The following is an 11,018-nucleotide window of genomic DNA, read 5'->3' as shown; positions in this document are numbered from 1 at the left end:
AACGACAAATAGGCTTGAAGGATTATTTAGTGAACTAAAACGAAAATTAAATAATCACAATGGATTAAGCAAAAAACGTAAGATTATGTTTATAAAGGATTTTTTAAATAAAAAGAGTTGCTAACAACATAAGAAAAATATTATTAGCAACCACTTTGTCCACTTGAACGTGTAATGGGTAAATCAGCAACCATTTTGTCCATTACACCATTATTTCAACTAAGCTTTTTAAAACAATGTTTAATTATTTTGCGAATTTTTGTTGTAATTCAGCTTGAATAGTTTGTAATTCAGTACCAACTTGAATCAGTTTTTCTGTTTTACCTTTCATTTCATTTTGAAGTTCTTCGCTTGGTTGCCCTGTCATTGCTTTGATTGACGCTGAAAGTAATTCGCTAGATAACGATAAACTTTCTTTTAATTTATCTTTTAATTTTTGCACTTCTGCATTTTTGATTTCTACTGCATCTAAGCTCTTAATAACATCGCTAACTTTAGCAGTAAATTGTGTGAAAGCACTTTCAATTTGAGCTTTATCTTGTGTTGCAATTTTTTGTTGAAGATCTGCTTGAAGAGTTGCCATTTCTTTCTCTTGCTCTGCATTCCAAGCAACTAATTTTTTGAAATCTTCAACGCCTTGAGCATCTGCTTCTTGTGCTTTTGGTGCTTCAGCTGCTGGTGCTTGCTCTGCTTTTGGAGCTTCCGCTGCTGGTGCTTGTTCTTCTTTCTTCTCTTCAACTTTAGCAGTTTGAGTAGTTTCTGGTTGAGCCGCAGGAGCTTCCGCTTTTTTCTCTGCTGGTTTATCGCAAGCTGTTAAGAAAAGAGCAAATAATGCTGCAGCACTGATTTTAGTAAATTTATTCATTAAGGTGATCCTCAAAACTAGGGTAATAAAAAATGCCATTATAAAATGGCATCGCATTGTACTCGCAAATAGACAGGTAAAATATTTTTTGGTTCACTAAAATCAGGTTTCACTTCTCAATCGAACAAAAAATAATCAAAATCCTAAAGTCTGTTGGACAAATAGTTTCTTTATATGACTATTTTGATTACTTAGAGCAACACCAACTCCACGCAATAACTTTTTAACAGGGTGGTTTCCTGCAAAAAGCTCTTTTAATCCTTTCATTGCAGTTAGTACCTTCACTGCTTCTACTTTACGAAGTCGCTCAAATTGGCGTAAATGTCGGTATTCTCCGATGTCATTACCTTGTTCAAGATGTCGTTTTAATTCAGCCGACAGCGTAATAACATCGGCAAATCCTAAATTTACACCAAGTCCTGCTAGCGGGTGAATGGTATGAGCGGCATCACCTACTAATGCAATACGAGGTTGTGCGAAATTGCGTGCATAGCGAGCTGTAAGCGGGTAGATATGTCGCTCTGTTTGCAACTCACACAGCCCCAAGCGATTATCAAATGCAATCGTTAAAACTTTATTAAATTCTGTTTCATCAATTTCTGAAAATGTGTTGGCTTGCTCTGGTGGCAATGACCATACGATAGAACAATGATGCGGATCATTAAGAGGTAGAAATGCCAAAATACTCTCTGGCGAAAAAATTTGACGAGCTGTTTGTTGATGTGGCTCAGCCGTTTTTACATTACAGACTAAAGCGGTATGTTGATAATCTTGGCTTACGAGCGGAATATTCACCTGTTTACGAACCCAAGAATTTGCCCCATCTGCCCCAACCACTAATTTTGCCGCCAACATTTCACCATTGTCTAAGGTTAAAAATGCACCTTGCTCACTTACGCCAAGTGTTTTTGGACTAGATAAAATGATCTCGACATTTTTCTGCTGGCTAACCATTTGCCACAATGCTGATTGAATTTGCTGATTTTCAATGATAAAGCCTAATTGCTCCAGACCAAGCTGTTTAATGATAGGATCTTGATTATCAAAATGAATATGTGCAAAGCTATCCTTTTCCCAAACAAACATTTGCGAATAAGGTGATAATCGTTCCATTGGGATTTTTTGCCACGCTCCTGTCTGTATCAACATTTGTTGGCTTGAAAAATTGATCGCACTCACTCGATTAGAAATTTCATTGTTCGTTAAAGTCGGTGCTGATTTCTCAATAATTTTAATGGTACAGTTGCTCTCTGCAAGTAAGCTTGCTAAAGCCAACCCGACCATACCGCCACCAACAATTACAATATCTGCACTTTTCATTTTACGCCTTCTTATGATGTTTTTCTAAACTGCGATGACGAACCTGTACTTTTTTATCTCGGCTTACAAAATATTTTGCAAGCTGTTCCGCAATAAATACAGAGCGGTGTTTTCCCCCCGTACAGCCAATGGCAATCGTCAGATAGCTACGGTTATTTTGCTCCAATGCAGGTAGCCACATTTCTAAATAGTTACGAGTATGGTAGATAAAATTGTGAACTTCAGTTTGTCGTTCTAAAAAATCAATTACAGGCTGTTCTAAACCTGTCATAGGGCGAAGTTCTGGATTCCAGTGGGGATTAGGTAAAAAACGCACATCAAAAACATAATCGGCATCTGGTGGTACACCATATTTGAAACCAAAGGATTCCACCACAATTTGCATTTCTTTTTCTGCCTTGCCTCGCAATAATTCCCTTAGTTTTTCTGCTAGTTCGTGTGCGGAAAGATAAGTCGTATCTATAATATGATTTGCTTGGTGGAATAATGGCTCTAATACGGTATTTTCTAATTCAATCGCACTTTCAAGTGATAAATTATCATTTGAGAGCGGATGCACTCGGCGAGAATCACTGTAACGGCGAATTAAGGTTTTTCGACCGCAATCTAAAAAAATAATTTTAGTTTCGATATGCTTTGGTAAACGAGAGAGTACATCATCTAAAATTTGTGGGTTTTCAGGTAAATTACGAACATCAAGGCTCACCACTGTTGAGCGGTCAGATTTCGCAAAAAAAGCAGCAAGCTCTGGTACGAGGGGTAATGGAATGTTATCCACGCAATAATAGCCTACATCTTCCAGTGCTCGTAATGCGACTGACTTCCCTGCTCCCGAACGTCCACTAATAATGACTAATTCCATTATGCCTCCGTAGTTTCTGTTAGCTCTTGTTCTTCTAAATGCTGTTCGGTGTTATGCTGATCTACATAGTGTAAGATTTGCCAGATATCCTCCGCTGAAGTCGCATTTCGAAGATGCTTGATTAAATTTTTATCTGATAATTGCTGTGCAATCTGCGGTAAACTTGACTTATATTGTTCGCAATGCTGCTCAGGAAATAAAATCGCATAAATAAGATCCACTTCCTTATTATCCGCTGCATCATAGTCAATTGGTGTTTCTAACTGTAAAAAAACCGCAATCGGTTTTTCTAGCTGAATAATATCATTTGAGGGTAGTTTAGCGTGCGGAAGAGCCACCCCATTATTTAAAGCCGTAGAGCCTAGCTTTTCTCGTTTAAACAGATTCGCAAAACATTCTATTGGGCAAATCTGTTCATCGCTATCGCTGTTTAGGGAGCTTGCTACAATTTTTCCCACCAGCTCCAACGCTCGCTTTTTACTTGAGATAAACACACCTTGCTGGATATGCTCAGGCGTTAAAAATTCAGTCAGTTTTGTCATAATTAAATGAAAGCGGTAAGATTTACCATATTTTTTGCAAATCTTACCGCTTATTTCTCATCTTATAGTTTGAATTGCTCGCCTAAATAAACACGTTTTACATCAGGATTATTAAGTACATCTTCTGGTGTACCACTTGCAATCATTTGACCACTCCCCACAATGTAAGCTCTCTCACATACATCTAATGTTTCGCGTACATTATGGTCTGTAATTAACACGCCTAATCCTCTCTCTTTTAAATTAACAATAATTTTTTTAATATCAATCACAGAGATAGGATCAACCCCAGCAAAAGGTTCATCGAGTAAAATAAATTTAGGATTTGCGGCTAACGCTCGTGCAATTTCAACACGACGGCGTTCTCCCCCCGATAAAGATTGTCCTAGACTATTACGAATATGTTCAATATGAAATTCAGAAATCAATTCATCTGCACGCTCTTTACGTTGCTTTTCATTCAAATCTTTTCGAACTTGCAATACCGCCATTAAATTATCGTAAACACTTAGACGGCGAAAGATAGAGGCTTCTTGCGGTAAATAACCGATTCCTTGTTTTGCTCTATCGTGCATTGGTAGAACACTAATATCTAAATCATCAATACGAATTTTACCTTGATCGTGGCGAACTAACCCAACCACCATATAGAATGTGGTTGTTTTCCCTGCTCCATTTGGGCCAAGTAACCCGACAATTTCACCTGCTTTCACATTCAAGCTAACATCTTTGACAACTTGACGACTTTTATAGCTTTTTGCTAAATGTTCTGCATAAAGCGTTGGCATAACCTTTACCTATTTTTTCTTAGAATTTTGTTTGTTATCTTGCAACTGTGTTGGAATTAACACCGTTTTTACACGAGATTTACCGCCACTAGTGGCTTTAAGTTGTTGTTTTTTCACATCATAAGTAATGCGTTCCGCTTTAATAAAGCTATCTAACTGTTTTAGTTCTGCATTGCCAATAAGTGTTAGAAATTCAGATCCTAAATCATAATTAACACTACTTGCTTTACCATTAACTGGTTTACCGTTATCTAAAGTTTGTTGGAAAGTAACAGGCGAGCCGTTTGCATCAATCGTTTCTTTCTTACCTTCTTGGCGAGTAATTTTAACTTTATTAGCCGTAATTTTAATTGAGCCTTGTGTAATCAGTACGTTATCAGTAAAAATAACAACATTATTATCCATATCAAGTGACTGACTACCCGAATCAATGTTAATCGGCTGATCGGTATCGCCTTTTAACGCATAAGCTGACATACTCATCGTCAAACAAGCGGTAAGAAATAGGGATTTTTTTACAAATTTCATTTAGTATCCTTATTGATTTTTAGAAGGAGATGACTCTTCTGTATTCTTGATAACAGTTGGTTCAATATACGTTTTGACATCTTTTGTCAGCGTTGCAACTTGTTTTTTCAAATTTCCAACTAAACCTGTTCCTGTTGTTGTAAATCCCATACCTTTTGATTTTACAACACTTTCGGTAGAAATATCGTGAGTAGATAGATTAACTGATAACGTGTCCGTTTCGATATAGGTTAAACGAGATGTGGCATCTAAGCTCTCAATTTTTACATTACCTTTTAAATTCAAAATTCTCTCTTTCGTTATTTCTGCATAGTCGGCTGTAACTTTCCACTGTTTAAGTGCTGTTTCAACATCAAATAAATCAAGTAATGGTTTGAAGAATTCTGTTCTTTCTGTGCTTTCATAGCGTTTAATTTCTTGAGCTTCAGCAAAATATTGCGGTTTTCCATTTAAGTCGTAAACGGTAGTTTCCATTTTATTTCCAACATATTCAGGCGAACCTTCACGCTTAACTAATTGTGCTAAATCAGCATTATTGCTCTCTTGTTGGCTAAAATACCAACCGCCTAAAATAGCGACAATCAATAGTAAAATTAGATTTAAACGGATATTCATATTCTCTCTATTTCTGCAAAGATAGCGTGCGATTATACATTATAGTAGTTCGATTTTGAAATAATTGTTATATGGCTTTCCGCTTAACTATATTTCAAATTTATCTGCTATATTACCACGTAATATAGAACTCAATCCTTGAATTAGATCAGTCTCACTTTTGGAATCAGATCAATTTTAGGTACTTTTTCTTTTATACACTTTCCTTAATAAAAAAAACTAATCCGAATTGGTAATTTATATCGCCCTACCCTTTTTAAAAATATGATTTAGATCACATTTTTTTGCTACTAAAATCGCTATGATTACGCCATAAATTGTTACATCACTAGAGGAACATATTATGAGTAATACACGTATTGAAGTTGATTTATTAGGCGAACGCGAAGTTTCAAATGATGTTTATTGGGGAATTCATACCTTGAGAGCGGTTGAAAACTTTAACATTTCTAAAAATGTTATTTCGGACGTTCCAGAATTTGTTCGTGGTATGGTAATGGTAAAAAAAGCTACTGCCCTTGCTAATGGTGAATTAGGTGCAATTCCGAAAAAAGTAGCAAAAGCAATCGTACAAGCTTGTGATGAAATTTTAGTGAATGGTCGCTGTATGGATCAGTTCCCATCTGATGTTTATCAAGGGGGGGCAGGCACTTCAGTTAATATGAACACCAATGAAGTAGTAGCTAACTTAGCCCTTGAAATTTTAGGTCATAAAAAAGGTGAATACCAATATGTGAATCCAATGGATCACGTCAATGCAAGTCAATCAACTAATGATGCCTACCCTACTGGTTTCCGTATCGCTGTTTATAACAGTATTATGCACTTAATTGCAAAAGTGCTTTACTTACAACAAGGCTTTGAGAACAAAGCAAATGAATTTGCTAATGTATTAAAAATGGGACGTACCCAATTACAAGATGCAGTTCCAATGACTGTTGGACAAGAATTTAAAGCATTTTCAGTATTACTTGATGAAGAAGTTAGAAACCTAAAACGCACTGCTGAATTACTATTAGAAGTAAACTTAGGGGCAACAGCAATCGGTACTGGTTTAAATACACCAGCAGGTTATGCTGAATTAGCAGTGAAATATCTTTCAGAAGTAACACAATTACCTTGTGTCCTATCAGAAAACTTAATTGAAGCAACATCTGACTGTGGTGCTTATGTAATGGTACACGGTGCATTAAAACGTACCGCAGTAAAACTTTCTAAAGTATGTAATGACCTACGTTTACTTTCATCAGGTCCACGTGCTGGTTTAAATGAAATTAACTTACCAGAACTACAAGCAGGCTCATCCATTATGCCTGCAAAAGTAAACCCTGTTGTACCAGAAGTAGTAAACCAAGTTTGCTTTAAAGTTATTGGTAACGATACTGCAGTTACCTTTGCCGCAGAAGCAGGTCAATTACAACTCAATGTAATGGAACCAGTAATCGGACAAGCAATGTTTGAATCTATTGATATTCTTGCAAATGCTTGTGTGAACTTACGTGATAAATGTATTGATGGCATTACCGTGAATAAAGAAATCTGCGAAAACTATGTCTTTAACTCTATCGGTATTGTTACTTACTTAAATCCATTTATCGGCCACCACGAAGGCGATATTGTAGGTAAAATCTGTGCAACAACAGGTAGAAGCGTACGTGAAGTGGTATTAGAAAGAGGCTTACTCACAGAAGAACAACTTGATGATATTCTTTCTGTAGAAAACTTAATGAACCCTCAATACAAAGCAAAACGCTTTGAAGATGAATAAACTCTAAGTTATAGTTAATAGATTAAAGGTAGATTTAAACAATCTACCTTTTTTACTTATACTGTAATGCCATTCTATTACTTACGAGTCAATTTATAAATTTGGCTTAATAACGAAACAGGAAGTAATCTTGGTAAAGCTCGTGAAACAAAAGTAATAAAACCAGAAATGACATTCTGTAAACCTAGCTGATGTTTCAATTTAAACAAACGCCATTCTGCTTTTGCTTGAGCAACGCCACGACGACGTCCAACCATTCCATTCCCTACTCTCGCATAAACTAAAACATCATTAAGATTCGCAACTTTTTTACCTAATGCGACAAGCTTAATCCACAAATAGTAATCTTCTTGTAGATCTTGATAACCACCACATTCTAAAACAGCATTTTTCTGATATGCCACCGTCATATGATTGAAGGGACAACGAACTTTAGTGAACTTAACAATATCTTCAGTTGTTGTAGGAACGTTACGGTAACTCACAATATCCTGAATATGTTGTCCAAATTCTGCAATTTGCCCACCCACAATAATGGTATCTGGATTTTGTTCAATAAAAGCCACTTGTTTCGCAAAACGTTCGGGGACACAAATATCATCGGTATCCATACGAAAAACCCAATCATATTGGCAATGTAATAATCCGTGATTTAAGGCTTTACCCAACCCTTGATTTTGAGCCAATGGTACAATAACAAGCGGTAGCTTTTGCTGAAAATTTTGCAAAACCTGTTCAAGCTCTGGGGTAATTGCTCCATCTAAAACAATCACGATTTCGTTAGCGGGGAGCGTTTGAGCCATTAAACTCTCTAAACATTCGACCAAATATTGTGGCTTTTCCTTAATATATAAGGACATTAAAACAGAAAATTTCATTACACAAACCTTTTCATATTGATTGCTAATTTAGGAGAAATTAAAGTAATGATTGCAATCACTACATATTTAAAACTATGACTTTGTTTAAACATTTCCCAATAATATTTAGCTGCTTGTCGAGATAAATTCATAATATAAGGGTAAGAAAGCATATATAACTGATTAAAAGCAAAATTCTGCTGTTGCTCTTTAGTTTTAACATATTTTGTTTTAATCATACTAATTGCTTTTTCTGTATTACTTATATTAGTAGAAACACTGTTTCTTTTAGTATGAAATGTACATTTAGTTAGTGGTAATGAAATATATCTAGGAGTGAATGTTTCATCTGAAATGACTTTTAAAATAAAGTCATAATCTTCCAAAGATAATAAATCAGTAGATAATCCACCTACTTTATTAAATAATTCCTTAGTGATAGCAATCATTGGCATTCCACCTACTTTGTTTGCTTTTAAAATATTATCAAGCGTAATATCTATAACATTTTCATAGGGTTTAGTAATATAAGAAAAGCCTTCATTAACCATTACACATTCAGCAGGGTGATAAATAAAATTGATCGTATTATTTTGATTGACTGTATTAGCAAGTAATTCACACTTTTGGGGTAAAAAACGATCATCATCATCTAAAAAGAGCAACCATTGATTTTTAGCATTTTTAGCTCCAACATTACGACTTTCCGCAGCCCCCAAATTTCTAGCATTACGAATAACATTAACAGGGAAAGGATAAAACTCTGTAATTTCTACGGGTTGAGCCGAATAATCATCAACAATGATAACTTCAAAATTATAGACCGTTTGATGAATTAAACTTTCTAATAATAATGGAATTTCATCTTTACGATTATAAGACGGTACAATAATACTAAACATTGATTATTTTCCTATTTTTGAATTTGTTTAAGTAAGACTTTATGTTTTCCCTCTTGCCCAAATAAAGAGAGAAACATCAATAAAGACATCATAATCCCTGGGAAAGCATAAGTATCAGCTTTAATATGTAAAATGCTTAATAATAACAGTATAGAAAGAATAAATTTCCAACTGCCATTAAACCAATTTTTAGCAATACGAATGACAAAATAAGCTGTAACTGAAAAACAGAGTAATAAATAGACTATACCACCGTAAAGTAATTGACGTAAAAAGCCTGAGTCAGTACCACCATAATAGCCACCTTTGGGAGCAAAATAGTATCCGTCCCCAATTAAAATTTGCTTTAATTGCGGAATAAATAGATGTTTTTCCATTAAGGTATCAGTTGATGAACTAACAGCCCCTTTCCCATAAACTAAATTGATTAGTGGCTCTAAAGCGTGTGCAACATATTTATGTTCTGAAAAATTAAATACTAAAAATAAACATATTCCACCAAAAAGTAATAGTGCTGGGATATAACGCCATTTAAAATAAAGAGCAATACTCACTAACGATAGCATTAAAAAAGTTCTACCTGAGATTAGACCAATAAATAACAATAAGAATAAAAATATTGAGTTGATATTATTATACTTATCATTATAAGCTAATAAGAAATGCAATAAAACAACATAAAATAAGCTTAATTGAAAGAAACCTGATGAAGTAAAATTATATAATCGGTACTCTTGCTCTGAATTATAAAAACGTGGAAATACTGCATTAGTTGATAATGCAAAATCAATCATAAATGGAATACTTGCTAATGCTAAAAAACCTACAATCGCTTGTACAACAATTCCAATTTTAAGATCGTGTATTACTTTTTGTTGCTGTTGTGAATAATAGAAAAGGTTATATAAGGCAATGCCTAATATAAATAGCACAGCACCTTTAATATACATTAGTGTAACTGAAAAATCGTTAGTATGATGTGCCAATGCAGGAATAATACTTAACACGACAAGTCCAAAAACAACCGCCAAGCTATCTATGGGTAATATAATACCAATACTTCGCTTACCTTGATAATATTGATAAGCTAATATGACTATACAAATAATCCCTATAAAAAATGCCATTCTGAAAAAATGGAATAGCCAAGGATCATAAATATAGAATAGATTAAAAAGAGCTGACATCTATTATTTTCCTAAATTTCGTTTAATTGCCAATAATTTCTTTAATGGATATTTCAATGATTTCTTTAATAAGTTATTAGCAACAGAGCCACGAATTGCTTCTAAATTACTCATTAGTTGTGGATTTTCGATTGCCATCAACGGACGAACTAGCTTAATATCTAATTTGAAAGATCCACCAAATAAAATAAAATCATCTGCCAACCAATAAGGTAATAACTGTACTGAAGTCTGGGCGATAATTTTTCTCGCTGCAGACTTTTTAATTAAATAGGCGACCGTTCCTGCAAAATAGTTCTGATAAGGATAAACCACGGAAAATTGGCTATTTTCTAATTTTTTCTGCAAGAATTCTAATGTGGTTGGATAATTTATTTCCAACTCAAAATCATTAAACTCCGCAATCTTAGATTGCCCAACTAAGATAATATCAGCTTGAGATACTGAGATTACCTTATTTAACTCTTGCTGGAAATCAGCACAAAAAAGCACATCATCTTCACAAATTAGGCAATATTCATCTTCTTGAATATCATTATTTTGTAGAATAGATTGATATACGCCTAAATGACTTAATGTACAACCAATCTCTCCCTTAGTTACCTTTCGCTTATATTGCTGTTCAAAACGAGTTAAATCAAAACGTAATGATAAATCTGATAATTCATCATTCATTGTATTAAATGCGGAGAAAACTTGGAAATCTTGTGTATTCTCCTGAGAAAAAAATAATTCTCGACGTTTTATATCTTTATCTAACGAAATTAAATATTTTTGCATA

Annotated in this window: 12 protein-coding genes; 1 reads left to right on the top strand and 11 read right to left on the bottom strand. The window is 34.5% G+C overall.

Translation table 11 applies throughout. The features are described 5' to 3' along the window. Window positions 1–244: 244 nt before the first annotated feature. From A1D25_RS00765 to lptC, 7 genes are all read right to left on the bottom strand, one after another. Entirely contained in the window at window positions 245–865 is a 621-nt protein-coding gene (locus A1D25_RS00765) for a lipoprotein HlpB (protein ID WP_157393820.1), read from the bottom strand. A gap of 135 nt (window positions 866–1,000) precedes the next feature. Next, on the bottom strand, window positions 1,001–2,185 hold the full coding sequence (locus A1D25_RS00760; RefSeq protein ID WP_157393819.1) for an FAD-dependent monooxygenase: 1,185 nt from the start codon (window positions 2,183–2,185) through the stop codon (window positions 1,001–1,003). A gap of 1 nt (window position 2,186) precedes the next feature. Beyond that, a complete protein-coding gene (gene rapZ, locus A1D25_RS00755) occupies window positions 2,187–3,047 on the bottom strand; it encodes an RNase adapter RapZ (RefSeq protein WP_157393818.1) in 861 nt (286 codons plus the stop codon). Continuing rightward, window positions 3,047–3,589 carry a PTS sugar transporter subunit IIA gene (locus A1D25_RS00750; protein WP_157393817.1) on the bottom strand — a complete coding sequence of 181 codons (543 nt, stop codon included), beginning with the start codon at window positions 3,587–3,589 and terminating at the stop codon, window positions 3,047–3,049. Before A1D25_RS00750 ends, rapZ begins: the two co-directional genes overlap by 1 nt. 62 nt (window positions 3,590–3,651) lie before the next feature. Then, a complete protein-coding gene (lptB, locus tag A1D25_RS00745; RefSeq protein ID WP_157393816.1) occupies window positions 3,652–4,377 on the bottom strand; it encodes an LPS export ABC transporter ATP-binding protein in 726 nt (241 codons plus the stop codon). Between the two features lie 9 nt (window positions 4,378–4,386). After that, entirely contained in the window at window positions 4,387–4,905 is a 519-nt protein-coding gene (lptA, locus tag A1D25_RS00740) for a lipopolysaccharide transport periplasmic protein LptA (protein ID WP_157393815.1), read from the bottom strand. A 9-nt stretch (window positions 4,906–4,914) separates the two neighbouring features. Then, window positions 4,915–5,520, bottom strand: coding sequence for an LPS export ABC transporter periplasmic protein LptC (gene lptC / locus A1D25_RS00735; protein ID WP_157393814.1), 606 nt, complete (start codon window positions 5,518–5,520; stop codon window positions 4,915–4,917). A 343-nt stretch (window positions 5,521–5,863) separates the two neighbouring features. Between lptC and aspA the strand changes: the two genes are divergently transcribed. Further along, window positions 5,864–7,288 carry an aspartate ammonia-lyase gene (aspA, locus tag A1D25_RS00730; protein ID WP_157393813.1) on the top strand — a complete coding sequence of 475 codons (1,425 nt, stop codon included), beginning with the start codon at window positions 5,864–5,866 and terminating at the stop codon, window positions 7,286–7,288. Between the two features lie 77 nt (window positions 7,289–7,365). On the opposite strand, the gene A1D25_RS00725 is transcribed toward aspA, so the two are convergent. Genes A1D25_RS00725 through A1D25_RS00710 form a run of 4 tightly spaced genes read right to left on the bottom strand, consistent with a single transcriptional unit; the run spans window position 7,366 to window position 11,017 of the window. Beyond that, window positions 7,366–8,166 (bottom strand): glycosyltransferase family 2 protein, encoded by an 801-nt coding sequence (locus A1D25_RS00725; RefSeq protein WP_157393812.1) that lies wholly within the window; start codon window positions 8,164–8,166, stop codon window positions 7,366–7,368. Continuing rightward, window positions 8,166–9,050, bottom strand: coding sequence for a glycosyltransferase family 2 protein (locus A1D25_RS00720; protein ID WP_157393811.1), 885 nt, complete (start codon window positions 9,048–9,050; stop codon window positions 8,166–8,168). Before A1D25_RS00720 ends, A1D25_RS00725 begins: the two co-directional genes overlap by 1 nt. 11 nt (window positions 9,051–9,061) lie before the next feature. After that, the gene (locus A1D25_RS00715) at window positions 9,062–10,237 is read right to left on the bottom strand and encodes a hypothetical protein (RefSeq protein ID WP_157393810.1); all 1,176 of its coding nucleotides are present in this window, start codon (window positions 10,235–10,237) and stop codon (window positions 9,062–9,064) included. A 3-nt stretch (window positions 10,238–10,240) separates the two neighbouring features. After that, window positions 10,241–11,017, bottom strand: coding sequence for a glycosyltransferase family 25 protein (locus A1D25_RS00710; protein ID WP_157393809.1), 777 nt, complete (start codon window positions 11,015–11,017; stop codon window positions 10,241–10,243). Between the last annotated feature and the right edge of the window lies 1 nt (window position 11,018).

The sequence above is a fragment of the Ursidibacter arcticus genome, assembly GCF_009761375.1.
Classification (GTDB): domain Bacteria; phylum Pseudomonadota; class Gammaproteobacteria; order Enterobacterales; family Pasteurellaceae; genus Ursidibacter; species Ursidibacter arcticus.
Note: the sequence above shows the minus strand (reverse complement) of the source record. Positions and strands in the feature narration are given on the sequence as shown.

Excerpts from the sequence above, each read along its gene's own strand:
- lptA (WP_157393815.1), bottom strand. The coding sequence starts at position 4,905 with ATGAAATTTGTAAAAAAATCCCTATTTCTTACCGCTTGTTTGACGATG.
- A1D25_RS00765 (WP_157393820.1), bottom strand. The coding sequence starts at position 865 with ATGAATAAATTTACTAAAATCAGTGCTGCAGCATTATTTGCTCTTTTC.
- A1D25_RS00715 (WP_157393810.1), bottom strand. The coding sequence starts at position 10,237 with ATGTCAGCTCTTTTTAATCTATTCTATATTTATGATCCTTGGCTATTC.
- lptC (WP_157393814.1), bottom strand. The coding sequence starts at position 5,520 with ATGAATATCCGTTTAAATCTAATTTTACTATTGATTGTCGCTATTTTA.
- A1D25_RS00710 (WP_157393809.1), bottom strand. The coding sequence starts at position 11,017 with ATGCAAAAATATTTAATTTCGTTAGATAAAGATATAAAACGTCGAGAA.
- A1D25_RS00725 (WP_157393812.1), bottom strand. The coding sequence starts at position 8,166 with ATGAAATTTTCTGTTTTAATGTCCTTATATATTAAGGAAAAGCCACAA.
- A1D25_RS00720 (WP_157393811.1), bottom strand. The coding sequence starts at position 9,050 with ATGTTTAGTATTATTGTACCGTCTTATAATCGTAAAGATGAAATTCCA.
- aspA (WP_157393813.1), top strand. The coding sequence starts at position 5,864 with ATGAGTAATACACGTATTGAAGTTGATTTATTAGGCGAACGCGAAGTT.
- rapZ (WP_157393818.1), bottom strand. The coding sequence starts at position 3,047 with ATGGAATTAGTCATTATTAGTGGACGTTCGGGAGCAGGGAAGTCAGTC.
- A1D25_RS00760 (WP_157393819.1), bottom strand. The coding sequence starts at position 2,185 with ATGAAAAGTGCAGATATTGTAATTGTTGGTGGCGGTATGGTCGGGTTG.
- lptB (WP_157393816.1), bottom strand. The coding sequence starts at position 4,377 with ATGCCAACGCTTTATGCAGAACATTTAGCAAAAAGCTATAAAAGTCGT.
- A1D25_RS00750 (WP_157393817.1), bottom strand. The coding sequence starts at position 3,589 with ATGACAAAACTGACTGAATTTTTAACGCCTGAGCATATCCAGCAAGGT.